The sequence below is a fragment of the Streptomyces sp. NBC_01481 genome, from assembly GCF_026339995.1.
Taxonomy (GTDB): domain Bacteria; phylum Actinomycetota; class Actinomycetes; order Streptomycetales; family Streptomycetaceae; genus Streptomyces.
In genome coordinates this window covers 167,473-193,124 of record NZ_JAPEPT010000004.1, presented here as the reverse complement: position 1 = coordinate 193,124, position 25,652 = coordinate 167,473, and the positions used below count along the sequence as shown (strand labels likewise).

At 69.1% G+C, this 25,652-nt stretch carries 18 protein-coding genes and 1 pseudogene; 5 read left to right on the top strand and 14 right to left on the bottom strand.

The genetic code is table 11. From position 1 onward, the window contains the following. Window positions 1–16: 16 nt before the first annotated feature. The 7 genes and pseudogenes from OOK40_RS22655 to OOK40_RS22625 all read right to left on the bottom strand — a co-directional run bounded on the left by OOK40_RS22655 (window position 17) and on the right by OOK40_RS22625 (window position 8,273). Window positions 17–487, bottom strand: a complete 471-nt coding sequence (locus OOK40_RS22655) for a universal stress protein (protein WP_266486518.1) — start codon at window positions 485–487, stop codon at window positions 17–19. A 131-nt stretch (window positions 488–618) separates the two neighbouring features. After that, entirely contained in the window at window positions 619–1,128 is a 510-nt protein-coding gene (locus OOK40_RS22650; protein ID WP_266484986.1) for a flavodoxin domain-containing protein, read from the bottom strand. Between the two features lie 263 nt (window positions 1,129–1,391). After that, complete coding sequence (gene narI / locus OOK40_RS22645) at window positions 1,392–2,126, bottom strand: respiratory nitrate reductase subunit gamma (protein ID WP_266484984.1); 735 nt, start codon at window positions 2,124–2,126, stop codon at window positions 1,392–1,394. After that, the gene (gene narJ, locus OOK40_RS22640) at window positions 2,123–2,758 is read right to left on the bottom strand and encodes a nitrate reductase molybdenum cofactor assembly chaperone (RefSeq protein WP_266484981.1); all 636 of its coding nucleotides are present in this window, start codon (window positions 2,756–2,758) and stop codon (window positions 2,123–2,125) included. The genes narI and narJ overlap by 4 nt, the downstream gene beginning before the upstream one ends. Further along, complete coding sequence (gene narH, locus OOK40_RS22635; protein ID WP_266484978.1) at window positions 2,755–4,431, bottom strand: nitrate reductase subunit beta; 1,677 nt, start codon at window positions 4,429–4,431, stop codon at window positions 2,755–2,757. The genes narJ and narH overlap by 4 nt, the downstream gene beginning before the upstream one ends. Next, window positions 4,431–6,715 (bottom strand): annotated as a pseudogene (locus tag OOK40_RS22630) (molybdopterin-dependent oxidoreductase). The gene narH and the pseudogene OOK40_RS22630 overlap by 1 nt, the downstream one beginning before the upstream one ends. Before the next feature lie 64 nt (window positions 6,716–6,779). Further along, entirely contained in the window at window positions 6,780–8,273 is a 1,494-nt protein-coding gene (locus OOK40_RS22625; protein ID WP_266484976.1) for a transposase, read from the bottom strand. 395 nt (window positions 8,274–8,668) lie between these two features. Here OOK40_RS22625 and OOK40_RS22620 point away from each other — a divergent pair, with 395 nt between their 5' ends. Beyond that, window positions 8,669–9,889 carry a nitrate/nitrite transporter gene (locus OOK40_RS22620; protein ID WP_266484974.1) on the top strand — a complete coding sequence of 407 codons (1,221 nt, stop codon included), beginning with the start codon at window positions 8,669–8,671 and terminating at the stop codon, window positions 9,887–9,889. 67 nt (window positions 9,890–9,956) lie between these two features. On the opposite strand, the gene OOK40_RS22615 is transcribed toward OOK40_RS22620, so the two are convergent. Beyond that, complete coding sequence (locus OOK40_RS22615) at window positions 9,957–10,085, bottom strand: hypothetical protein (protein WP_266484972.1); 129 nt, start codon at window positions 10,083–10,085, stop codon at window positions 9,957–9,959. A 543-nt stretch (window positions 10,086–10,628) separates the two neighbouring features. Between OOK40_RS22615 and OOK40_RS22610 the strand changes: the two genes are divergently transcribed. Both OOK40_RS22610 and OOK40_RS22605 read left to right on the top strand, forming a co-directional pair. Next, the gene (locus OOK40_RS22610) at window positions 10,629–11,351 is read left to right on the top strand and encodes a response regulator transcription factor (RefSeq protein ID WP_266484969.1); all 723 of its coding nucleotides are present in this window, start codon (window positions 10,629–10,631) and stop codon (window positions 11,349–11,351) included. 101 nt (window positions 11,352–11,452) lie between these two features. Beyond that, complete coding sequence (locus tag OOK40_RS22605; RefSeq protein ID WP_266484966.1) at window positions 11,453–11,869, top strand: pyridoxamine 5'-phosphate oxidase family protein; 417 nt, start codon at window positions 11,453–11,455, stop codon at window positions 11,867–11,869. Between the two features lie 93 nt (window positions 11,870–11,962). On the opposite strand, the gene OOK40_RS22600 is transcribed toward OOK40_RS22605, so the two are convergent. The 6 genes from OOK40_RS22600 to gap all read right to left on the bottom strand — a co-directional run bounded on the left by OOK40_RS22600 (window position 11,963) and on the right by gap (window position 20,423). After that, window positions 11,963–13,687 carry a GAF domain-containing sensor histidine kinase gene (locus OOK40_RS22600; protein ID WP_266486516.1) on the bottom strand — a complete coding sequence of 575 codons (1,725 nt, stop codon included), beginning with the start codon at window positions 13,685–13,687 and terminating at the stop codon, window positions 11,963–11,965. A gap of 121 nt (window positions 13,688–13,808) precedes the next feature. After that, complete coding sequence (locus OOK40_RS22595; RefSeq protein ID WP_266484963.1) at window positions 13,809–14,735, bottom strand: universal stress protein; 927 nt, start codon at window positions 14,733–14,735, stop codon at window positions 13,809–13,811. Window positions 14,736–14,958: 223 nt separating this feature from the next. Further along, window positions 14,959–15,687, bottom strand: a complete 729-nt coding sequence (gene pflA, locus OOK40_RS22590; RefSeq protein WP_266484960.1) for a pyruvate formate-lyase-activating protein — start codon at window positions 15,685–15,687, stop codon at window positions 14,959–14,961. Next, complete coding sequence (pflB, locus tag OOK40_RS22585; protein WP_266484957.1) at window positions 15,684–17,945, bottom strand: formate C-acetyltransferase; 2,262 nt, start codon at window positions 17,943–17,945, stop codon at window positions 15,684–15,686. Before pflB ends, pflA begins: the two co-directional genes overlap by 4 nt. Window positions 17,946–18,134: 189 nt before the next feature. Next, window positions 18,135–19,145, bottom strand: coding sequence for a hypothetical protein (locus tag OOK40_RS22580; protein WP_266484954.1), 1,011 nt, complete (start codon window positions 19,143–19,145; stop codon window positions 18,135–18,137). 249 nt (window positions 19,146–19,394) lie between these two features. Further along, a complete protein-coding gene (gene gap / locus OOK40_RS22575) occupies window positions 19,395–20,423 on the bottom strand; it encodes a type I glyceraldehyde-3-phosphate dehydrogenase (RefSeq protein WP_266484950.1) in 1,029 nt (342 codons plus the stop codon). Window positions 20,424–21,105: 682 nt separating this feature from the next. Here gap and adhE point away from each other — a divergent pair. Further along, window positions 21,106–23,766 carry a bifunctional acetaldehyde-CoA/alcohol dehydrogenase gene (gene adhE, locus OOK40_RS22570; RefSeq protein WP_266484947.1) on the top strand — a complete coding sequence of 887 codons (2,661 nt, stop codon included), beginning with the start codon at window positions 21,106–21,108 and terminating at the stop codon, window positions 23,764–23,766. Window positions 23,767–24,389: 623 nt separating this feature from the next. Beyond that, window positions 24,390–25,613, top strand: a complete 1,224-nt coding sequence (locus tag OOK40_RS22565; RefSeq protein ID WP_266484943.1) for an arginine deiminase — start codon at window positions 24,390–24,392, stop codon at window positions 25,611–25,613. The last annotated feature ends 39 nt before the right edge of the window (window positions 25,614–25,652 follow it).

Sequence of the window (25,652 nt, the reverse complement as noted above, 5' to 3'; positions counted from 1 at the left end):
ACGCAGGAAACGTGGCTCAGGCAGCCTCGGTCGGGTCCACTCCCGCCTTGCTGTTGGGCCGGACGATGACCACCGGACACGTCGCGTGCAGAGCACATTGCTGGCTCACAGAGCCCAGGAGAGCACGGACGAATCCACCCCGGCCCCGGCTTCCCACCACCAGAACCTCAGCCCCTTCCGCCGCGGCCAGCAACACCTCCGTCGGATTACCCCGCACGAAACGCTCCCGCACCTCCACGGACGGCGCGTCCCCAACCACACGTCGCAGCTCTTCGACGAACCCGGAATGTGCGACCTCCTCGTCGAGGTCGGCGTCCACCGCCGGAGCCGACCAGCCGCGCATCCCCGGAAGCTCCCACGCACACACCGCCTCCACGACGCCCCCGATGAGACCGGCGTGCCTCATCGCCCACCGCAGAGCCGACTGCGACGACGGTGATCCATCGACACCCACCACAACCCGGCCCGCCGATGCTTTGCTTTCCATGCCCTGTCGCCTCTCTCGCTGTGCCCCGTAGTCCACGCTGCCCGCCCCCGGCGAAGCCCGCCACGCGAGGATGCTCCCCACAACCTGGCGTCCGCGGTGAGGCTCGCCGCACCCGGAAGGGCCCCTCCCCGTCAGGGGGTGCAAAGCTCCCTGGCGATGCCATCCGCCCAGGTGTCAATGGCCGACCAGTCGCGGTAGTCGCCGTACCTGAGGCCCATCAGCCGGAAGATCACTCGCCCGGTGATGGGCAGCTGGCCGGGCTTGATGACACCCGACAGAAGCCGATGGGTCCGGTAAGGGATGTGATCGGGGATGTCGTCGATGATGACCGTTTCCTCCTTGCCGGCCAAGCGCCTCCACGGGCCGCGCATCGCGCCAGGCATCCCCACGCTGAAAATCCACACGGGGCGGACCTGGAACAGATCGCTGTTGCGGTGCACAAAGTCCTTCGCCGCGTCCAGCCAGGCCTGCCCATGGACCGCGCTGCCGAGCACGAACGCCTCGTACTCGTCCGCGTCCTCGACCTCGCTCATGGACCGCACATCGGCCTTCAGGCCCGCCTCGCCGAGGCGTGTTCCGATGCGCTCCGCGATCTCCCGTGTGGAGCCGTGTGCGGTGGCGTATCCCACCAGAACGTTCATGGCTTCTGCTCTCTGTTGTGCCAGTGCGCGGATTGGCGGTGATCGTCAAGAACGTGCGGCTGACCGTCACCCGCTAGCGCGTTAAACCGTTCGGGCGACCAGGAAATCCCAGGCATCGGCGAAAGTCGTGAGTTCGGGTTAGCCCCTTCGCCACCATCCTGGTGCCCCCAGCAGCGGCGGGATCAGGGCCACACGGTCCACACCTGAGGACGGCAGGCCCTGACGTCGGTCCGCAGGCAGGCAGCCGTGACGGGCCCGACGCGCTACGAGCTCGGGCCTTCCCAGCCGTGTCGACGCGGTCGCGATCGGGCGCCGACTGAGCGGGACCGGTAGACGATGTACGGCCGGAACAGATAGCCGATCGGCGCAGTGAAGGCGTGTACGAGCCGGGTGAACGGCCAGACGGCGAAGAGCAGCATGCCGATGAGCGTGTGCAGTTGGAAGGACTGCGGCGCGGCGGCCATGGAGTCGATATCGGGCTGCAGCGTGAAGACGGAACGGAACCAGGGCGAGACGGTCGCGCGGTAGTTGTGCTCTTCGCCGATGACACCCGCGCCCAGCAGAGTGGTCGCCAGTCCCGCGACGATGGCCGCGACGAGGACGACGTACATGCCCTTGTCGTTCCGCGTCGTCGCCATGAACACCGGCCCCGTGGTGCGTCGGCGATAGATCAGGATCACCACTCCGATGAGGGTGGCAAAGCCGGCGACGCCACCGAGCACCAGCGCCTGCACGTGGTACGCCCCCTCGGAGAGGCCCGCGGCCGAAGTCCAGCCCTGCGGGATGACCAGTCCGATCACATGGCCGATGACGACCACGAGGATGCCGAAGTGGAAGAGCGGACTGCCGATGCGCAGCAGCCGCGACTCGTACAGCTCGGAGGAGCGGGTGGTCCAGCCGAACTGGTCGTACCGGTACCGCCACACGGTGCCGCCGACGAGGATCACGATGGTGACGTACGGCAGAACGCCCCACAGGAGGACATCGAGAGCGCTCACCGCCGGGCACCTCCCGATGGTGCCGGATCGTAAGGCTCCAGCTCCAAGCCGACGGTCTCCTGAGGCGGTCCGCTCCGGGCCAGGCGCTGAGCGGCAGCGCGGTCCTGGGGTGAGGGGCCGGGCAGCAGTGCGCATACCGCCTCGACCACGGCGGTGTACGGCGAGCCCGCGTCCCGCAGTGCCAGTCTGAGCAGTTCGATGCCGGCACGGTGTTCCTGCAGCAGGGCAAGCCCGTCGGCCAGGTCGCCGGTTGCCGCGTACTCGAGCACGACCGGAAGGTAGTCCGGCAGTTCGTTGCCGCCGAGTTCCAGACAGCTGCTGCGGTAGCGATCCTTGAGAGTGGCCAGGGCCTGGCCACGGCGGCGGGTCTCGCCGTCGGTCCACCACGTCAGGTAGAGGCAGCAGCGGCGGCGTCGGTCGAAGGTGGCCACATAGTGCTCGGCGAGGTCGCGGGGTGACGTGTCCGCGAGATGTTCGAGGATGCGGGTCAGCGCGGATCGCGCCGCGCCGGAGGGCAGCGCGGTCACGGTTCCGGTGACCAGGGGGACACGGTCCCGGACGTCCCCGTCGGGATACCGCAGCAGGACCGACGCTGCTTGGCAGACCACTGCGGCGTGGCGTTCGGCGATCACGGTTTCTCCTCCGGCTGCGGGCGCTCGGGCGGGAACATGCCCTCGGGCCGCCCCTTGCCGTCCCAGTTCAGCAAGTTGATCCGAGCGCCCTGACGCTGTGGGTCGGCGATACCGCCGGTGGTCTGCCGTTCCTTGAGAGCGTGGAAGGTCTCCACCGAGACGGGTACGGGCCGGCCCGAGGCTTCGCCGAACGGCCCACTGTCGTACATCCCGGGGCCGCCTTCGAAATCGAGGCTGCAGCCGGTCTCTTCGAGCTGCCGTCCTTCTGCCTCGTACGCCGTGGGGATCACGTAGCGGTCGTGGTACTTGGCGATGGCGAGCAGCCGATAGAGCGAAGTGACCTCCCGACCGGTCATACCGGCTGCCTCTGCAGCCCGTTCATCAGGTGGGTCTCCGAGGTTGACGGCCCGCATGTACGACCGCATGGCCGAGAGCCGCTGCAGCGCCTGGCGCACGGGCTCCGTGTCCCCGGCGGTGAACAGTTCGGCGAGATACTCGATCGGGATCCGCAGAGTGTCGATGGCGCCGAAGAGGTTGTCCGCGTCCTCGCCGTCGTGACCGGTGTCGGTCAGCGCATCGACGATCGGCGACAGCGGCGGCACGTACCAGACCATCGGAATGGTGCGGAACTCCGGATGGAGCGGAAGCGCCACCCGGTATTCCTTGGCCAGGGCGTAGACGGGGGAGCGGAGCGCGGACTCCAGCCAGTCGTCGGGGATGCCGTCCCGGCGTGCAGCCGCGATCACCTGCGGATCGGACGGATCGAGGAAAAGATCCAATTGCGCCTGGTAGAGGTCCTTCTCGTCGGTGACCGATGCGGCGGCGCCGACCCGGTCGGCGTCGTAGAGGACGAGGCCGATGTAGCGCAGGCGCCCCACGCAGGTTTCTGAGCACACTGTAGGGAGGCCGACTTCCACACAGGGATAGCAGAACGTGCACTTCTCGGCTTTGCCGGTGCGGTGGTTGAAGTAGACCTTCTTGTACGGGCAGCCGGTCACGCACATCCGCCAGCCCCGGCAGCGGTCCTGGTCGACGAGGACGATGCCGTCCTCGGAGCGCTTGTAGAGCGCGCCCGAAGGGCAGGATGCGACACACGAAGGATTCAGGCAGTGCTCGCAGATGCGCGGCAGATAGAACATGTACGCCTGCTCGTACTGGAAGCGCACCTTCTCCTCTGCCTCGCGGCGGATGCGTTCGACGATGGGGTCGCCGTCGCATACCTCTGCCCCGCCGCCGAGACTGTCGTCCCAGTTCGCGCTCCACTCGATGCGCATCGGCTCGCCGGAGATGAGCGACTTGGGCTGCGCGACCGGGAAGTCGTCGCCCAGCGGCGCGGTGGTGAGCTTCTCGTAGTCGTAGGTCCAGGGTTCGTAGTAGTCACGGATGTTGGGCAGCACTGGGTTGGCGAATATGGTGAACAGCTTGCGCAGGCGCCCGCCCGCCTTGAGCCTGAGACGCCCGCTGCGGGTGCGGACCCAGCCGCCCTGCCACCTCTCCTGGTCCTCGTAGCGCCGCGGGTAGCCCTGGCCGGGCCGGGTCTCGACGTTGTTGAACCAGACGTACTCGACGCCGCTGCGATTGGTCCATGCCTGTTTGCAGGTGACCGAGCAGGTGTGGCAGCCGATGCACTTGTCGAGGTTCATCACCATGGCCAGCTGGGCCATCACCTTCATCAGTACGTCACCTCCTGGGAGCGGCGACGGATCACCGTCACCTCGTCGCGCTGGTTGCCCGTTGGGCCCAGGTAGTTGAAGGCGAACGACAACTGCCCGTAGCCGCCGATCAGATGGGTGGGCTTGATCAGGATGCGGGTCAGCGAATTGTGGATGCCGCCGCGCCGCCCGCTGGCCTCGGCGATGGGGACGTCGACGACCCGTTCCTGCGCGTGGTGAACGTAGACGGTGCCGGTGGGCATCCGGTGCGAGACGATCGCGCGCAGCACCAGGTTGTCCTGGTACTCCGAGTGGATCGACCACTTCGAGTGCGGTGTCAGGTACCGGACCGTGACCTGCCGCGCGCCGTCCGGGCCGATCTCGGGCTCTCCGAAGAGCCGGTGCATGTCCAGAGGCGGGCGGTAGATCGGCAGCGTCTCGCCGAATTCGTGTATCCAGTCGTGATCGAGGAGGAAGTGCATCCGGCCGGTGAGGGTGTGCCAGGGCTTGAGTTCCTCGACGTTGGTGGTGAACGCGGCGTAGCGTCGGCCGCCGGTCTCGCTGCCGGACCACTCGGGGCTGGTGATCACGGGGACGGGCTGGGCCTGGGTGTCAGCGAAGGTGATGCGCCGCTCCTCGCTGCCTTCGGCGAGGTGAGCGAGCGGCTGCCCGACCCGCTGCTCCGCGGTGCGGAAGCCCTGTACGGCGAGCCGGCCGTTGGTGGAGCCGGACAGGGCCAGGATGGCATCGGCCATCTTGGCGTCGGTGTCCAGGGCCGGTCGTCCGTCGCCCGCTCCCCCGAGCATCACTCCGCCTGTTGCGGCGAGCCGTGCGACCTCCTCGTCGGGGCGGTAGGTGACGCCCTTGGTGGTCAGCCCGAGCTGCTCGGTGAGCGGTCCGAGTGCGGTGAGCTTGTCGGCGACCGCGCCGTAGTCGCGCTCGACCACGGTGAATACCGGCATCGTGCGGCCGGGCTGCGGGGCGATGTCGCCGGTGCGCCAGTCGTCGACGGTGCCGAGCGGCTGTGCCGTCTCGCCCGGCGTGTCGTGCTGCAGCGCTGTGGCGACGAGATCACGCCGCACTCCGAGGTGTTCCCGTGCCAGCTCGCTGCACCTGCGCGCGATCGCCGTGAAGGCGGCGAAGTCGGACCTGGTCTCCCAGGGCGGGTCGATCGCCGGGTTGAACGCGTGGACGAAGGGGTGCATGTCGGTCGAGGACAGATCGTGCTTCTCGTACCACGTCGCGGCGGGCAGCACGACATCGGCGAGCAGCGTGGAGCTGGTCATCCGGAAGTCCAGCGCCAGCAGCAGGTCGAGCTTCCCCTCGGGTGCCTCGTTCCGCCACGCCACATCGCGGGGCCGGAGGTCGGGCGGGGTCTCCTGCGCGCGCAGGCTGGTGTGCGTGCCGAGCAGGTGCTTGAGGAAGTACTCGTTGCCCTTGCCCGAGGAGCCGAGCAGATTCGCACGCCACAACAGGCAGCGCGGCCAGTTCTCCGCAGCGTCGGGGTCCTCGCAGGCCCAGCCCAACTCGCCCGCGGACAGCTTGCGGGTGATGTACGCCGATGCCTCCTCACCGCCAGCCGCCGCGTCGTCGGCCAGGTCGAGCGGGTTGCGGTCGAACTGCGGGTAGGAGGGCATCCATCCGAGCCGTGCGGACAGGGCGAGCGTGTCAGCAGTGCCGGGATCGGCGAGAAGCCGGCGATACGGTCCGGGCCCCACCTCTTGATCGTGTGCACATGGGCGGCGGCCACGATCTCGACCGCCTCGTCCCACGTCACCCGCACATGGCCGCCCTTGCCACGGGCCTTCTGATAGCGGCGGCGCCGGTCCGGGTCACCCACCACGTCGGCCCACGCGAGCACCGGGTCGCCCAGTCGTGTCTTGGCCTCCCGGTACATCTCGACCAGGACTCCGCGGGCGTACGGGAAGCGCACCCGGGTGGGCGAGTAGGTGTACCAGGAGAAAGCCGCCCCCCGTGGGCAGCCGCGCGGCTCGTACTCCGGGGAGTCCGGGCCGACGGACGGATAGTCGGTCTGCTGGCTCTCCCAGGTGATGATCCCGTCCTTGACGTAGACCTTCCACGAGCACGAGCCGGTGCAGTTCACGCCGTGCGTCGAGCGCACGAGCTTGTCGTGGCTCCACCGGTCCCGGTAGAAGACGTCGCCCTCCCGCCCTCCCTTGCGAAAAACCGCCCGCAGATCGGGCGAGACATCGCGCCGGGTGAAGAAGTGACCGGCCTGCAACAGCGCATCCGCTGCGGCGCCTGCTCCACCCCGCCCGGCGGGTGGAGCAGAGGACCTGGGCATCCCGGCATCCGTCACGACCGTCACCTCGTCTAGAGGCTGTCGCACGGCTCCGGCCCGGTGAAGGTCAAGAGTGCTTCTTGGGCGTGTGATTGATGAGCTTGTTGAGGTTGTGTACCGTGCCGAGGAGCTTGATCTCGGCGTCCACCGCCTGGCGGCCGCGGTAGTTGAGGTGTCGTCCGAAGCGTTGGAAGATCTGGGCGAATCCCGGCTCGACCAGGGCACTGCGTTGACGGTACTGGGCCCGTCCTGTTGGGGTGGCGAGGCGGGCCGCCATGTCCTGCTGGCCGGCAGGGGCCTGCTGACGTTTCGCGGGAAAGCCTGCCTGGTCGGCATCGCTGGTGACCGAGACCAGTAGCGGGAGGTCGGCGAGGGCCTCGAAGGACGCGGCGGAAGCGTACCCACTGTCGGCGAGCCAGAGTTGGATGTCGCCGGGGAGCCGTGCGGCCTGGTGATTGTGCTGGGTCTTCTTCACCATCAAAACGAGGGCCGTCCTGTCCGAGGGATTGTCGTGCGCTTCGATAGCCAGCAAGAATTGACGGCGGGCGCACACGATCTGGATGTTGTATCCCTGTAGGTAGCCGCCGCGTTTGCCGGGAATCAGCCGGGAGTCGGGATCGCTCAGGCAGGCACGGGACTCCGGGGAGGGGGCCGGTCGGGGTGTGCGGGCCCGCTCCAGCCAGGCCCGCATCTTCACCAGTCGCGTTCGCTGGCGAACGAGGACGGTCTTTTGCTCCATCGGGACCGGCGGCCGTCCGTTCGCTCCACGACGTCCTGCCGCCCGGTCCTCTCGGACGCGGAGCTCGTACTTCTTCAGCTTCTCCTGGTGAGCCTCGGTTTCGGCAGCCAGGCGCTTCTCCGCGCGGGCCACCATCCGCTCGGCGGCTTCGACCTTGATCCGGATCTCGGTGGGTGAAGGCATAGCCCGTTCATGCAGTCTGTCCCTGGCCAAGTGGGCCCGGGTGAGCCGGTCGCACAGCCGGGACAGGCGAGGCCAGTTGTCGCACGCGTCCTCGCCATCGCCCTGTGCTGCCGAGCCATCGGCCTCGACGCTCAGCGCGTGGTCGACTACATCCTCCATCAGCGCGTGGATCTCTTTCTCGCACTGGGAGATGGTCTCCTCCAGGCGCTGGAGCCGCTGGTTGGCGTCGCGTGAGGCGTTCGCCTCCATCGGTGAGCCGTCCACGGCCACTGCCGAAAGATCGACCAGGCCACGTCGGCCGCACAGCGACAACACCTGCACGAACAGCGAGTTCAAGGCGGCACGGTGGCGTCGTACGAACCGCGCGACGGTGGAGTGGTCCACTCGGCGGTTCGCGGTGATGATTCGGCAGCCCACGTCGTCCCAGCAAGCCTGCTCGATGCGACGGGAGGAACGCACTCCCTTGCTGTAGCAGTACAGGAGCAACGCAATCAGGCTCGCGGGAGGGTAGGCCACCCCGCCCCGCCCGTCGTCACGGTAGCTGTTCTCGAACGCCGATAGGTCAAGTAGCTCGACGACGTCGAGAACCTTCCAGCACAGGTGCTCGGGCGGCAGCCACTCCCGGACATCCCGCGGCATCTCAAGATCACATTCACGGTCGCACGACAAGAAGTTCCGCCCCACCAGCCAAGATTCCGACGCTTCCCTAATCCTCGGAACCGAACAACGAATCGCTCTTGACCTTCACCGGGCCGGAGCCGTGCGACAGCCTCTCTACTCAGTCCAAACGAGAACCAATCCGGCAAACTACCCCGGCAGGCATCCGATGCATGGTTCATATGCCGTCGGACCGATGCGCCGACAGGGGCCGAAGGTCCCACCGTCCGGGTCAAGCGTGCCCTCCCGCCGGCGGGCTTCTCCGCGGAGCATCACCCGATGGGAGGCGGGGTTCTTCAACCTCAGGCATCGAGTTCGGATGTGAAGTGACGTAAGCGAGGCAAGCCCGGGAGACAGACATCCGGAGAGGAAGCGCGATGAGCCGGAGCCCCGAAAGACAACCAGCCAATGCAGCGGCCACTCCGCAGCCGGCACGGATGCTCGCTCTGGCCACCGCCGGGTTCATGCTCTGCTTCTGGGCCTGGGCTCTACTGGCCCCGCTCGGCCCGACGCTACGGGACGAGCTGGACCTCACCTCGTTCCAACAGTCGCTCGTCGTCGCGGTGCCGGTGATCGTCGGCTCGCTCGGCCGGATCCCCGTCGGTGCCCTCACCGACCGCATCGGAGCGCGCCGGATGTTCCCCATCGTCGCCGCTCTGACGATCCTTCCCGTGCTCTACCTGGGCCATCTGGCCGACTCCCTGGCCGAGGTGCTCGCCGGTGGCTTCTTCCTCGGCCTGGGCGGCACGACGTTCGCCATCGGCGTGCCGTTCGTCAATGCCTGGTACCCGCCCGGGCGACGCGGACTGGCTCTCGGAATCTTCGGCATCGGCACCGGCGGCACCGCCCTCTCCTCCTTCACCACCGTCCAGCTGGCCGAGGCCGTCGCGCGAAGCTTCCCCTTCGATCTGGTCGCCGGCCTGCTGGCCGGCTATGCCCTGGCGGCCCGCCTCCTCCTTCGCGACAAGCCCGGACGTGCCGTACCGGCCGGGTCCCTGCTCGCGCGCACCACGGCGACCCTGCGGATGCCCGCCACCGTGCAGTTGGCCCTCCTCTACGCCGTAGCCTTCGGCGGGTTCGTCGCCTTCAGCGTCTACCTGCCCACATACCTGAACAGCGCCTACGGTCTCGGGCGGTCCGACGCCGCGCTGCGTACGGCGGGCTTCGTCGTCCTCGCCGTCGCCATGCGCCCGGTCGGCGGATGGCTGTCCGACCGGGCGCACCCCGTGCCCGTGCTCATCGCCGCCTACACTGCCGTGGGCGCTCTCGCCCTTCTCGCTTCCTTCGAGCTGCCGCTGATCCCGTTCGGAACGCTCGCCTTTCTGGGCATGGCGGCTGCCCTGGGTGCGGCATCGGGTGCTGTGTTCGCTCTTGTCGCCCGCCTTGTGCCCACTGAGCGGGTCGGCTCGGTCACCGGTGTCGTGGGCGCTGCCGGAGGATTGGGCGGCTTCTTCCCGCCTCTGGTCATGGGCACCATCTACGGAGCCGCAGACGACTACACATGGGGATACGTGCTGCTGGCGGCCACCGCCGGCGCCACCGCGGCGTTCACCGCCACCACTGTCCGGCGCCAGACCCGGAAAGCGTCGGACGCGTAGCCCGCACTGTGCTGCCGGATGTCGAGGACGGGGCGGCCTAGGATGCGGTCGGCGGTGAGCAGTTCGATCACCTGCCGGGCCCGCCCTCGGCCTCCAAGGAGCTCATTTCCAAGTGGCCTGCCAGCCGCTCGTATCCGATCTTCAGGGCCTGCCAGGCGAGTTCGGCGACGTCCTGACCGGGAGCCGTGACGAACACGATCTGGGTGTCGTCACGGCGAACTGATCGAATTCGCTTCGATGTTGATGTCCCTCGCGGAGTCCGTGGTGATCGATGCCTCGTTGACGGCTGGTGTGCGACGGGATGCCGCTGCCGAGGCCGCACGACGCTGCGGTGCCGACCTGGTGCCCTTGGCGCTGCGAGGTGCTGCACGAGGTCGCGGATCACCGGCTGAGCGTCCGCCCGCCCGGTCCCTCCGACGCCGGCCCTGCCATCGCCGAAGCCATGGCTCCGACAGCCGACCCGTGGCCGGACGCCGTCACAGTGGACACCAGCGGGTCGCTGGAGACCGCCGTACAGCAGGCGTTGGCCGTGATACACCCGGAAGACACCGGCCGCGCCAGGCTCTCCGGCGCTCGTACATGGGGCCGACTGAATCGTCCTTGACGGACCCACGAGGGAACCCTCCCCGTCGGCCGTGGGCTGCCTGTGCAGCCGCGATGGGGCCGTTCGGCCCTAGCCCGGAGCGGGAGGGCCGGAGAAGATGCAGGCGTTTGCGCTTCCCATAGGTACGGAGTGGTAATGCCGCACAGCCCTGCCGAGGCCGATGCCCAGCCTCCGGTCCGGATTTTCCTCCTCGACGACCACGAGGTGGTGCGGCGGGGAGTGCAGGACCTGCTCGATGTCGAGCCCGGCCTGGAGGTGGTCGGCGAGGCAAGCACTGCTGAGCAGGCCCTGGCTCGGGTCCCCGCACTCCGCCCGGACGTGGCCGTGCTGGATGTGCGGCTGCCCGACGGGGACGGTGTCACCGTCTGCCGCGAGCTGCGCTCGCGCGTCCCCGGCCTGGTGTGCCTCATGCTGACCTCGTTCGACGACGAAGAAGCCCTGCTGGACGCGATCATGGCCGGTGCGGCCGGCTACGTCCTCAAGCAAATCAGCGGCACCGACCTGGTCAAGGCCGTCCGCACCGTGGCCACCGGGCAATCGCTGCTCGACCCCGAGACCACCGGTCGCCTGATGGCCCGGCTGCGCCATGGTGCCGCGGAGGAGCAACGGCCTGACGAGTTGTCACAGCTGACCGACCGAGAGCGCGAGATCCTGGCTCTGATCGGTGAGGGACTCACGAACCGGGAGATCGGGCAGCGGCTCTATCTCGCCGAGAAGACGGTGAAGAACCACATCTCGCGGATGCTCAGCAAGCTGGGCGTGGCGCGCAGGGTCCAGGCGGCGGTCATCGCCGCCCAGGTGCTGGGCGGGCAGGCGCTGACGGGCAGCACTGACGCCGCGGGCCGCACCCGGCCGTGACACTGCCCCGACCGGAGTCCCCCTTGCGGAGGAACAACGGACCTGCCGCAGGGCCCATCGGCCCCTGACGCCGTGGCCGACCGCGGGCGAGGATACGGACCATGAACGCGAACTGCGACCTCCTGAGCAGGCAGCAGGCCCTGCACCTGCTCGCGGGCATGGCCACCGGCCGGGTGGTCTACACCGCCCATGCGTTGCCTGCGGTGCTGCCTGTGCGCTGCAGTCTCGCCGAGGACGGAAGCCTCCTTCTGGACGCTCACGCGCCGGCCGATCTGCTGCGCGCCGCCGAGAGCGGGGTGATCGCTTTCGAGACCGGCGAGATCGACCAACTCGACGGCAAAGGCTGGAGCGTCACGGTCCTGGGCCACGCGAAAGTGATCACCCGCGTGGAAGGGCTGATGCCCGCGAGAAGCCCGGCCGCACCCTCAGACGTCGAGCCCGCCGGGCGGACAGTCATCCGGCTCCATCCTGAACTGGTGACCGGCCGAAGTATCGGAGCGTCCCCCAGGTCGGGCTAAGGGAGTGTCGTCAAAATGCGTCGTCCGGTCGAAGGGCGGGCCGGGCGGACGGGACTTTGAAGACACGACCTGGCGGGCGGTCTGTCTCATCGCTCAGCTCTGGGCGGTCGGGCCCCCGGTCAATGGTGCCGTCCAGCCCAGGAGGGTGCCACCGCCGTGCGGGGCGGTCACGGTGAACGTGCCGCCTGCCTTTTCGGCCCGTGCTGCGAGGTTGACCAGGCCACTGCGCCGCCCGCCCTCGGGGATGCCGACGCCGTTGTCGTTCACCTCAACGACGACCTCACTGCCGGTGGCTCGCAAAGACACCTCCACCCGGGTGGCCCGGGCGTGCCGGGCGGCGTTGCTCAGCGCCTCGCCGAGGACCGCAACGACATCTTCGGCGAGACCGTGCGGCACGTCGGTGTCGAGCAGGCCCTCCATGATCAAGCGGGGTGCGAAGCCAAGTGTCCCGTGTGCCTGGCCGACAGCCTCGGACACCCGGGCACGCAAGCTGGGCCCGGTCTCCTCGCGGACCCGTAGGCCGAAGATGGTCGACCGGATGATCCTGATGGTTTCGTCGAGGTCGTCCACCGCACGGACGACCCTCTCCGCGGGGGCCTCTTGCTGGATCATGCGGGCGGCACTCTGCAAGGTCATGCCGGTGGCGAAAATCCGCTGGATGGCCAGGTCGTGCAGATCCCGGGCGATCCGGTCGCGGTCCTCCAGCAGCGCCAACTGCTCTGCGTCAGTGCGGCGTACGGCCAGTTCCAGAGCCAGGGCAGCCTGGTCTGCGAAGCCGAGCAGCGGCCCGATCTCCTGGTCCGTAAATGCCTGACCGCCGGCGGAACGGGCGAGCAGCAGCACGCCGCGACTGCTGCCGGAGGCGTCGCCGAGCGGCACCGCAACCGCCGGACCCAGCCCGTCGAACCTGCGCGGACCGGTGTCAAAACGGGCGTCATCGGCCAGATCCGCGCACGCCACCGGCGAACCCTCGGTGAAGGCCGCGCCCGACAGCGTGCCCTGGACCGGAACAACCAGACCGAGCCGGGCGGGCGCGTCCTCGCCGAGCGCGACCTCGACGATGAGCCGACCTTCGGACGACGGTACGGACACGTCGGCCAGCGACGCCCCGGCGATCTCCTTCGCCCGCTCGGCGATGAGCGTCAGAGCCTGTTCCCTCGGCGAGCCCGACAGCAGGCTCCTGGTGATCTCTGCGCTGGCCCGCAGCCATTTGTGCTGGCGTTGCGCCTCGTCGTACAGGCGGGCGTTGTCGATCGCCACCCCCGCGGCCACGGCGAGGGTGGACAGGACGGTCTCGTCCTCGGCGTCGAAGTCCAGGCCGCCGCGTTTGTCGCACAGATACAGGTTGCCGAAGACCTCTTCACGCACCCGGATGGGCACCCCGACAAAACTGCGCATCGGCGGATGGTTCGGGGGAAAGCCGTGCGAGGAAGGGTGCGCGGACAGGTCACTCTGCCGCAGCGGCTCGGGGCGGTGGATCAGCTCGCCGAGAACGCCCTTCCCGGTCGGATAGGAGCCGATCGCCGCGATCTCCTCCTCGCTGATACCCACGGTGAGGAAGTGCGAGAGCGTCTCGCCGTCAGGGCCGATCACCCCCAGCGCCGCATACTGAGCGTCGACGAGGGTCGCGGCTGCTCCCACGATCTGGTGCAGCGCCTGGGTGAGGTCGAGGCTCCTGCCCACCGACAGCACCGACTCCAGCAACGAATGCACACGGTCGCGGGTGCCGCGCACGGCCTCGATGCGCGCCTGCAGCTCATCCAGCAACTCGTCCAGGTGCAGTTGCGGCATCCGTGCCGCCGTCCCGTCCCCACCCATCTGCGTGTCCTCCAGGCCGCCCCACCAAACCCCGTCACCGGAGACGATACTGTCCGCGGTCAAACGGGCGGGAGATCTCCCGTTGAGGTGGGGCGGGTGGTGGAGCACCGGACGCGCCGGGTCACTGGTGCGACACGACCGCCACGGGTGCGATGGCGTGGTGCAGCACGGCATGGGCGACAGGTCCCAGGTGGGCGCCGGCCGCGGCACGGCGCCTGCGACGCCCGATGACCACGAGTGAGGCATCGGTCGAGGCATCGGCGAGGTGATCGGCTGCCCGGCCCACGACGCACTGCTCCTCGACCCGGACACCGGGGAACTTGCTCCGCCAGGGCCCCAGCACGTTGGTGAGCGCAGCCGATTCGCGCGTGGCCAGTTCGGCGTTGTGGACCGGGTCGATGGCGGCCGGGTCGTAGCCGAAGACGGGCAGCAGGCTCCAGCCGTGCACGATGCGCAGGTCGGCTCCTCGCGCGGCAGCGGCGTCGAATGCGTATTCGATCACCTCGTCGCACGGCCGGGCGATGTCCAGGCCGAGCACCACATCGCGATACGCGTGCCGCTGCTGCCCGCTCCCGCCGGGGGTGGGCAGGTGCTCGTCCTCGGCCCGCTCGCCCGCCCGTACGAGGACGACCGGCCGCTCGGCATGGGCGAGCACGGACATCGACACGGACCCGATGAGGAAGCCGGTCAAGGTGCTCAGGCCCCGGGAGCCCAGCACCAGCACCTCGGCCTCCTTCGCGGCGGCTTGAAGGACCTCGACGGGCCGTCCGGCTGCCTGTTCGGTGCTGATCTCCAGGCCGGGGTGGCGCTCGCGCAGCCGCTCGGACATCTCACGCGGGATGCGTTCGGCCCAGTACTTGGGCGTGTACGCAACCGGCGCGGCGATGGTCCCGATCAGCGGCGCAGAGCTGTAGTCGGGCGCCCAGTCCTCCAGGGCGTGCAGGAGTTTCAACGGCAGCCCGCGCAGCCGCGCCTCGCGGGCGGCCCACTCGGCGGCGGCCAGCGACTCGGCGGAACCGTCCAGTCCAGCGATGACAGTACGAGACATGAGCTACTTCCTCCGAGTGGAGTAGGGGTGGCGCAGCCGCACCACTGCCGGGCGGCATCCGGAACGTGGTCCCAATTTCCCGCGGTGCGTCGGCCCACGTCCTGGGACCAGGAGGCCACAGAGATGGGGCCGAACGGCCTTTCCTCACTCGCTGGTTGGGCTTGGGCGGGACAACAGGGGCGCCGGACGGGGCGCCCCTCTGTGCTCGGTGGTGCACGATTGGTCAGAACGAACGCAGACCGTGCTCCCGGAACTGCTCGCGCACTCGCTCGGTCAGTGCAAGGTCGGGCACGGGAGTGTCGCGCAGCGGGACGGGGATCCTGAGGGCGTCGTACTTGTGGGCGCCGAGCTTGTGGAACGGCAGGACCTCGACCCGCTCGACATTGCGCAGTCCGGCCAGAAAGGCGCCGAGTGCGTTGACGGCGCTCTCGTCGTCGGTCCAGCCCGGGACCAGGACATAGCGGATCCACACCGGGACGCCGAGCCGGTCAAGGCGGGTGGCGAAGCTGAGGGTGGGAGCGAGTTCGCCGCCTGTCAGCTTCCGGTAGGTGCCGATGTCGAAGGACTTGATGTCGAGGAGCACCAGGTCGGCGTCGGCGAGCAGCGCGTCGTCGGCACGGGCGCCGAGGAAGCCGGACGTGTCCAGGGCGGTGTGCAGACCGGCTTCCTTGCAGCGGTGGAAGATCTCGGCGGTGAAGGCCGACTGGAGGAGCGGCTCGCCGCCGGTGATCGTCACCCCTCCCCCGGCGGTGGTGACGAAGGCGCGGTACTTGTCGATCTCTGCCATCACCTCGTCGACGGTGGTCGGCTTCCCGTCGCGCAGGTGCCAGGTGTCCGGGTTGGCGCAGTACAGACAGCGCAGTGGGCAGCCGCTGACGAAGAGCACGAACCGGGTCCCCGGACCGTCCACGCCGGTGGACAAGTCCCAGGAGTGGACACGGCCGGTGTTCACAGTGATCCGTGGAAGGTGCGGTTGAGGACGTCGAGCTGCTGCTCGCGGGTCAGGCGGACGAAGTTGACGGCATATCCGGAGACCCGGATGGTCAGGTCCGGGTATTTCTCCGGGTGCTCCATGGCGTCCCGCAGCGTCGCCCGGTCCAGGACGTTGACGTTCATGTGGAAGCCGCCCGCCGCCATGTAACCGTCGAGGATGCCGACAAGGTTGCCGGCGCGCTCGGCCGGGTCGTGGCCCAGGCCCTCGGGAGTGATCGTCGTGGTCAGCGAGATGCCGTCGCGGGCCTGCTCGTAGGGGAGCTTGGCGACGGAGAGCGCGGACGCGGCGACGCCGTGGAGGTCCCGGCCGTTCATCGGATTGGCGCCGGGGGCGAAGGGCCGGCCGGCGCGGCGCCCGTCGGGAGTGTTCCCGGTGTGCTCGCCGTACACCACGTTGGATGTGATGGTCAGCACCGACTGAGTGTGCTCCGCATTGCGGTACGTGGGGTGGCGGCGCACCTTCTCTATGAAGCTCCGGACCAGACCGACGGCGATAGTGTCGGCGCGCTCGTGGTTGTTGCCATAGGCCGGGTAATCACCCTCGACCTCGTAATCCACGGCCAGCCCGGTGTCGTCCCGGATCACTTTGACGCGGGCGTGCTTGACCGCGGACAGGCTGTCGGCGGCGACCGAGAGTCCTGCGATGCCGCAGGCCATATAGCGGTGGACCGGGTGGTCGTGCAGCGCCATCTCTATGCGTTCGTAGGCGTACTTGTCGTGCATGTAGTGGATGACGTCGAGTGCGTTCACGTAGGTGGCGGCAAGCCAGTCCAGCGTCCTGTCATAGGCAGCTGCCAGCTCCTCGTACTCGAGATACTCGCCGCTGAGCGGAGGCGTTTCGGGCGCTGTCTGCTCGCCGGTCATCTCGTCCCGGCCGCCGTTGATCGCATACAGCAGGGCCTTGGCGAGATTGACGCGGGCACCGAAGAACTGCATCTGCTTGCCGACCGCCATCGCCGAGACGCAGCAGGCGATCGCGGTGTCGTCGCCGGTGCACGGGCGCATCAGCTCATCGGACTCGTACTGGATCGAGCTCGTGTCGATGGAGGCCTGGGCGCAGAACCGCTTGAAATTCTCGGGCAGTTGGGGCGACCACAGCACAGTGAGGTTGGGCTCCGGGGCCGGGCCGAGGTTGTACAGGGTCTGCAGGAAGCGGAACGAGGTGCGGGTGACCAGCGGGCGGCCGTCCTCGCCAATGCCGCCGATGGACTCGGTCACCCAGGTGGGATCGCCGGAGAACAGCGCGTCGTACTCCGGGGTGCGCAGGAACCGTACGATCCGCAGTTTGATCACGAAGTCGTCGATCAGTTCTTGGGCGCGGGTCTCGTCGATCGCGCCCTCGTCCAGGTCCCGCTGGAGGTAGACGTCCAGGAACGTGGAGGTGCGGCCAAGCGACATCGCGGCGCCGTTCTGTTCCTTCACCGCGGCGAGGAAGCCGAGATACAGCCATTGCACGGCCTCGCGGGCGGTGCCGGCGGGGCGGGTGACGTCGCAGCCGTAGGAGGCGGCCATGTCCGTCAACTCGCCCAGCGCCCGGAGCTGTTCCGCCAGCTCCTCACGGTCACGGATGACGTCCGGGCTGGAGGGCTCGGCATCCAGCAGGCGTCGCTCGGCGCGCTTGGCCTCTATCAGGCGGGCGGTGCCGTACAGCGCGACCCGACGGTAGTCGCCGATGATCCGGCCGCGGCCGTAGGAGTCGGGCAGGCCGGTAATGATGCCGGCCTTGCGGGCGGCGCGCATCTCAGGCGTGTACGCATCGAAGACGCCGTCGTTGTGGGTCTTGCGGTAGGAGCCGAAGACCCTCGTCACGAACGGGTCGGGCTCATACCCGTACGCGCGCAGCCCGTTCTCCACCATGCGCAGCCCGCCATTCGGCATGATTGCCCGCTTCAGCGGGGCATCGGTCTGCAGCCCGACGATCAGCTCACGCTCCCGGTCGATGAAACCCGGCCGGTGCGAGGTGATGGTGGACGGGGTGGCGGCGTCCACGTCGAGGATCCCGCGTCGGCGCTCCTCCGGGAACAGGGCGCTGACCTTGTCCCAGACCGAGCGAGTGCGCTCGGTCGGGCCGGCCAGAAACCCCGAATCGCCCTCGTAGGGCGTGTAGTTGGCCTGGATGAAGTCGCGTACTTCGATCTCGTCGCGCCAGCGCTGTCCGGCAAAGCCGTGCCAGGCCGCGGCAGGCGCTTCCACGTCTGCGCGGGTTGCCACAGTCATCACTGCCTCCGCATTCGTTCACGACGCTGCCCGCGGACGTCCCGCAAGCGGCTCCACTCACGATGGTGGCCGCCCACCCACGGCACGGGGCAGGGCCGGCGGGAGCCCGTCCGCGCGCCGTCCGGCCCGTTGGCGTAGGGACGTTCGGCCCTGGTCATGGCAGGGGCGCCGAGTGCGGCCGACCGCCACTCAGCCGCCCTGTCGATTCGGCAGCCCGGCGTCGATCACCTTGTCCACGGCACGTCGCGGGGTGGCCGGGCCTGCCGGGCCGTATCCCAGGCGGACCAGCATCTGGGCGTGCCCGTTGTGACCAGGCATCGGGCTCAGCGACCGGCGCAGGTCGGGCCATTCCATCGGCTGATGCAGCAGAGACGCGCGCAGGCGCTGGGCCGTCGCGACCAGCAGAACGTGTTCCAGGGCCTGCCCTGCCCGCAACCAGTCGCTGCGGCGATCATGTTCGGTGGTCAGCATCGCGATGACCGGGTCGGGCTCGAAGGGCTGGGCAATGAGCCGCTCGGGATGCCGCTGTGCGGTGAAGTCACGCATGGCGAGCCGCTCGTGTGCGTCCTGCGGGCCGAGTGCCGTCTGCGGGAGCCCGAGAGCTGCGGGCTCGTGCCCGTCCCGCTGTACCCACCGACGGCTCTCCGCACCGCGGTCGGGGTCGTTCCTGTTGCGGTGTTCGGCCTCCTGCGCAAGGCCGAGCACACGAGCCGTTTCGTCAGCGGACGGGAAGCTGAGCAGACCCCCCTCCACGCGTGCGGCTTCGGCGAGTTCGTTGCGTACGTGCGAAGGGAGCGGCCTCCCGGAGAAGGGGAACCGGCTGCTGTGCCTGCGCCAGATTGCCGCGTACAGGTCGGCGCGATGTCCTGTCGGCCGGCGGGAGGCGGCTCCGGTCAGGCGGACGGTGGCCAGCAGCCCGGAGTCCCCGGGGCTGGGCAGCAGGCGCGTGACGGGTGACCAGCCGAAGTGGGCCACCGCGACACGGAGGTTGAAAACGGACGCACCCACCGAGAGGTGCAGGGCGCGGCCCGTGGGATCCGCTTGGCGCAGACCCCGTTCCGGAGCGGCGCGTATCTGGAGCGTGACCGTGTCGGGATCCAGGCGGTAGCGCCAAGGCTGGGTGTTGTAGATCGACGGCGCCGCGACCGCGGCCGAAATACAGGCTTCCAAGGTCGATGCGTCAAGAGTCGCGGAGTCCATGATGTCCACCTCCCGGACCGGCTGGGACAGGTGTCCCGTCTTCCGAGCCTGACCGCTCCGGTGCGGTGCCGTGAGGGGCCGGTGGTCCCTCGGCCGGGTCCGGGCGGACCAGAGACGCTCGCTGCGGACCAGGCTCAACGGCCCTCTGCCAAGGTGCGGGCAGCCGGCTGGTGCCCGGCGGCGGCGAGTAGCCGCCGGGCCGTTTCCATATCCGGGCCGGCTGCCACTCGCCGCGCACTGGTGCTGCTTTCACCTCTGCGGGAGCCGGGCTGCCACGTACTCAGTGAGGTCGAGGAGCCGGTTTGCGTAGCCCCATTCGTTGTCGTACCAGCCGAAGACCTTCACCAGGTCGCCGTGCGCCTGGGTCAGCGGGGCGTCCAGGACGCAGGAGGCCGGGTCACCGACGACATCGCGGGACACGATCGGGGCGTCGGACACCCGCAGGATTCCCTTCAGCGGCCCGTCGGCGGCCTCGCGGAAGGCGGTGTTGACCTCGTCCGCGGTCACGGGCCGGTCAAGGACCACGGTCAGATCGGTCAGCGAGCCGTCCTCGACCGGTACGCGTACGGCGATACCGTCCAGCCTGCCCGCCAGCTCCGGCAGTACGAGGCCGGCCGCCCGGGCCGCTCCGGTGCTGGTCGGGATGATGTTCACGGCAGCGGTGCGCCCCCGGCGCGGGTCCTTGTGCGGGCCGTCCAGCACCACCTGGTCGTTGGTGTAGCCGTGGATGGTGGTCATCAGACCCTTGGCGATGCCGAAGTGCTCGTCCAGCACTTTCGCCATCGGCGCCACGCAGTTGGTCGTGCACGAGGCGTTGGAGACCACGTGGTCCTGCTCCGGGTCGTAGGCACCCTCGTTGACACCCATGACGACGGTGGCGTCGACGCCCTTCCCCGGGACGGACAACAGCACCTTCTGCGCGCCCGCTCCCAGGTGCGGTCCGGCGTCCTCGCGGGTGCGGAAGCGACCCGTCGACTCGATGACCACGTCCACACCGAGTGCACCCCAGGCCAGGGCAGCGGGATCGCGCTCGGCCGTCACCGCGATGCGTTGTCCGTCCACGGTGAGGGACGTGTCGTCGTGCTCGACCGTGCGGCGCAGCCGACCGTATGTCGAGTCGTACTCCAGCAGATGGGCCAGCGCCGCCGGCGATGTGATGTCGTTGACGGCCACCACCTCGATCGGCGTGCCCGTCCCGGTCTCCGCGCGCTCCAGCACGCAACGCAGGTAGTTGCGCCCGATGCGGCCGAAACCGTTGATGCCTACGCGCACGCTCATGTCCGCTGTCCTCCCGATCGGCTTCCGGTGTGCGCTGCCAGACTGCGGGCAGCGGGACAGGGTTGCGCATGGGCCGTACGGGGCCGGGCCAGGGACACTCGGCCCAGCATTCCGAAGCCGTGCGCGCCGCCGATCCAACGCCCCTCGCGATGCCAGGCGTTCAGCAGTCGGCCGAGCGTATGCAGGGCAGGGCCGGAAGGCCGCCTGGCCGCCGCCGACAGGGCGCCCGCGACGCGCAGCTCCGCTCGCTGCCGCTGCGCCTGGTACACGCCTGGACCTGGGAGCCGCACGATCTGCCCGCCGCGCAGGACCTCCTCAACCACGTCTCTTGCTCACCGTTCCGCGTCCCGGTCGCCCCTCGAGGCCGGACGGGCCGCTCTCCCCGAGACCGCGGCAAGCGACAGCAGGTGACGAAGGGCCAAGCGCCAGTTTTCCAGGGCGAGTTATGTGACCGAGCGCAGCGTCGAAGCGTCGCGCCACCGGGCCCGTCCGCAACCGGACCTGGCTGTCCGCGCCGCGCCGGGGCCGGTCTCCGCTCACCGGGGACCATCGGTACCTGGGTGGCCGGACCGAGTCCGAGAGACGGTGGTGGCGGGAACGGTGCCGATCCCCCGCGGTGCCGCTCCCACCCGGACGCCTTCGGCCTTCAGGCCGTGGCATGCAACGACGGAGGCACATCCCCATGACCCGACAGGACGATCGAATCCCGACCGCTGCCCCCGGCAGTGCGCCGTCAGACATTGCCATCGCTGTCGACCAGTTGGTCACACACGGGCTCAAGGCGCTCGCCGACTACGAGGACCTCACCCAGGAGCAAGTCGACCACATCGTCAAGAAGGCATCGGTCGCAGCCTTGGACCGGCACACAGAACTGGCTCGGATCGCGGTCGAGGAAACCGGCCGCGGCGTCTTCGAGGACAAGGCCGCCAAAAACATGTTCGCGTGCGAACACGTCACCCACAGCATGGCGCGGATGCAGACCGTCGGCGTCGTCGCACGCGACGACATCGACGGCATCATCGAGATGGCCGAACCGGTCGGCGTGCTCTGCGCGGTCACCCCGGTCACCAACCCGACCTCAACGACGATCTTCAAGGCGCTCATGGCGCTGAAGACCCGCAACCCGGTCGTCTTCGCCTTCCACCCCTCCGCCCAGCGCTGCAGCACGCAGGCAGCCCGCGTCATACGGGACGCGGCCATCGCCGCAGGCGCGCCGGAGCACTGTGTGCAGTGGATCGAGGCTCCGTCCATCGATGCGACCAACGTCCTGATGCACCACCCGGGCGTCTCTCTGATCCTTGCGACCGGCGGCAACGCCATGGTCAAGGCCGCCTATTCGGCCGGGAAGCCGGCACTCGGCGTCGGTGCGGGCAATGTCCCCGCCTACGTCCACAAAAGCGCCAAGCTGCGCCGGGCCATCAACGACCTCGTCCTGTCCAAGTCGTTCGACAACGGCATGATCTGCGCCTCCGAGCAGGCGGTCATCCTGGACACCGAGATCTACGACGCGGCCCTGGCCGAGTTCCGCACCCTGCACGCCCACCTGGCCGGCGCCGAGGATAAGGCGAAGCTGGAGGCGTACCTCTTCCCCACCGGTGCGACGGGCAGCGGCTGCGAGCCCAAGGTCAACCCCGCGGCCGTCGGCCAGAGCCCGGCGTGGATCGCCGAGCAGGCGGGCTTCACCGTGCCCGTCGACACCTCGATCATTCTCGTCGAGGCCGACCGGGTCGGCCCGGAGGAGCCGCTGACCCGCGAGAAGCTCTGCCCGGTGCTCACCGTGCTGCGCGCCGGCTCACAGCAGCAGGGCTTCGACCTGGCCGCCGACATGGTCTCCTTCCACGGGCAGGGGCACAGCGCAGTGATCCACACCGCGGACCCCGCGCTCGCCGAGGAGTACGGCCGGCGCATGAAGACGGTACGGATCATCGTCAACGCCCCTTCCTCCCAAGGCGCCATAGGCGGCATCTACAACAGCCTGCTGCCGTCGCTGACCCTCGGCTGCGGTTCCTGGGGCAGCACCTCGGTCTCCAACAACGTCTCCGCCGCGAACCTGCTGAACATCAAGCGCGTCAGCACCCGCCACAACAACCTGCAGTGGTTCAAGGTCCCGCCGAAGATCTACTTCGAGCCGCAGGCCATCCGCTATCTGGCGTCCATGCCGGACGTGCACCGGGTCACCGTGGTCACCGACGCGACCATGACCCGCCTCGGCTTCGTCGACCGCGTCAGCCGTGTGTTGCAGCGCCGCCGCGAACCGGTGACCGTGCAGGTCATCGACAACGTCGAGCCCGAGCCGAGCATCGACTCCGTACAGCGCGGCGCCCGCCTAATGCGCGAATTCCGCCCGGACACCATCATCGCTCTCGGCGGCGGCTCACCCATGGACGCGGCCAAGGTGATGTGGCTGCTGTACGAGCAGCCGGACATCGACTTCGCCGACATGAGGCAGAAGTTCTCCGACATCCGCAAGCGGGCCTTCCGCTTCCCCGTCCTCGGCGAGCGTGCCCGCCTGGTGTGCATCCCCACCACCTCCGGCACCGGCGCCGAAGTCACCCCGTTCGCCGTCATCTCCGACCCCGCGACCGGCAAGAAGTATCCGCTGGCCGACTATGCGCTGACCCCCAGCGTGGCCATCATCGACCCGCTGCTCACCGCCGACCTGCCCCCGGCGTTGGCCGCCGACAGCGGCTTCGACGCCCTCACCCACGCCATCGAGGCGTACGTGTCGGTCTACGCCAACGACTTCACCGACGGCCCCGCCCTGCACGCCATCGGGCTCATCTTCGACAACCTCGAAGCGGCCGTGAACGACCGGGCCGACCGGCCCGACGCGCGGGAGAAGATGCACAACGCGGGCACCATCGCCGGCATGGCCTTCGGCAACGCCTTCCTCGGCATCGTGCACGCCATGTCCCACACCCTCGGCGCCACGTTCCACGTGGCCCACGGCCGTACCAATGCCGTCCTCCTGCCGCACGTCATCCGCTACAACGGCACCGTCCCGGCCAAGCTCACGGGCTGGCCCAAGTACGAGCAGTACCGCGCCCCGGAACGCTTCCAGGACATCGCCCGCACCCTTGGACTTCCCGCCGGCTCCCCGGCCGAAGGCGTCGAATCCCTCGCCACCGCCGTGGAACACCTTCGCGACGCCGTCGGCATCGAGCCGTCCTTCCAGACCCTCGGCGTCGACGAACAGACCTTCCTGGACGCCCTGCCCCACCAAGCCCTGAACGCCTACGAGGACCAGTGCGCCCCTGCCAACCCCCGCATGCCCGTCCTCGACGACATGCAACAGATCATGCGCACGGCCTACTACGGCCGACCGGGCACCCCCGCTGAATAGGGCGGCCGGCTGGCGGCATGGGCCGAACGACCCCACCGGACGCCCAGGATCGGTTCGCTCACATGCTCAAGCGCGGCAAGCGTCTTCTCCCGGGCGTAGCGGGCCGATCCCCCGGGGCACCTCGCCGCGGGTCGCCACCTGGACGTCGACGGCCGGGCTGGTCTTGTGTCGGTTCATCAGAGATCCTCCTTGATCGACCCAAGGCTGCCGCGCGCACCGCCCGGCCTGCCTGGGCCGACTGGCCCCGCGCGTCGAGCTCATCGATCCGCAACGGACCGTCAGGGCGGCCTTGTTGTCCGCGTGAGCCGCCGTTCAGCCCTCGTCGTGGGCCGACGAGGGCGACGACGCACGCGCCACCGCTCGTTGCCCGGTGCGGCGAGGCGTATGCCAGGGCCGAACGGGCCCCTCCAACGCCCCGATCAGGCCACGGCCTCCAGGTACCGGGCGGCCGGCGGAAGGGGACCTTCGCAGCCCGGTCTTGGGGTGGGCGGGTGGCAGGGTTCAGGTGATCTCCCCGACGCACCATCAGCCGCCGGCGAGGACAGCCGGTGAGGACGCAGCGGCCGTGCGCCCCGGCTTCGGAGATCGACCACGTCCTTCGTTTCCCCTTCCCAGGAGTCCCCATGTCCTTTCGCGTCGATTCCGAGACCGGGCGGCTCAAGCAGGTGATCCTGCACCGGCCCGACCTGGAGCTGAAGCGCCTGACGCCCACGAACAAGGACGCGTTGCTCTTCGACGACGTGCTGTGGGTCAAGCGGGCGAGGGAGGAGCACGACGCCTTCGCCGACGCCCTGCGCGACCGCGGCGTGGGCGTGCACCTCTTCTCCGACCTGCTCACCGAGACGCTCGCACACCCCGCCGCCCGGACGCTCATCCACGACCGGGTCTTCGACGATCGGGAATACGGCCCACTAGCCACCGACCGCATACGAGCCTTCTTCGACTCCCTCGAACCGGCCGAGCTGACCGCCTACCTCGTGGGCGGCATCACCCAGCGCGAACTGCTGACCCGCCTCGGCGCCGTCCCCAGTGTGCGCCTGCACGCCATGGCGCCCCACGACTTCGTCCTCGCACCCCTGCCCAACCACCTGTTCACCCGCGACACCTCGTGCTGGATCTACGACGGGGTGAGCGTGAACCCAATGAAGAAGCGGGCGCGGCGCCGGGAGACCGTCCACTTCGAGGCCATCTATCGGCACCATCCCCTGTTCGAGAACCAGGAGTTCCGTCGTTGGGCCGACGGGCAGTCGGCGTACCCGTCCACCATCGAGGGCGGTGACGTCCTGGTCATCGGCAACGGCGCGGTCCTGGTCGGCATGAGCGAGCGCACCACTCCCCAGGCCGTCGAAGCACTCGCCCTGCGGATGTTCGCCGCCGGTTCGGCCCGCCGCGTCGTGGCGGTCGACCTGCCCAAGTCCCGCAGCTTCATGCACCTCGACACCGTGATGACCATGGTCAGCGGTGACACCTTCACCAAGTACGCGGGGCTGGGCATGCTGCCGTCCTGCACCATCGAACCCGGTCCCGACGGCGCGAGCCTGAGGATCACCGACCACGCGCCGGAGTACATGCATCACGCGATCGCCGACGCTCTGGACCTGGATGCCATCACCGTGCTCACGCCCACCCAAGACGTGCACTCCGCCGAGCGCGAGCAGTGGGACGACGGCTGCAACGTCCTGGCCGTCGAACCCGGCGTCGTCCTTGCCTACGAGCGCAACGTCACCACCAACACCTACCTGCGCCGCAACGGCATCGAGGTCATCACCATCCGGGGCAGCGAACTGGGCCGGGGCCGCGGCGGGCCACGCTGCATGAGCTGCCCCGTAGAACGCGACGCCGTCTGAGACCGACCGCCCGCGCTCCTGCCGATCCGGACTCCCGCC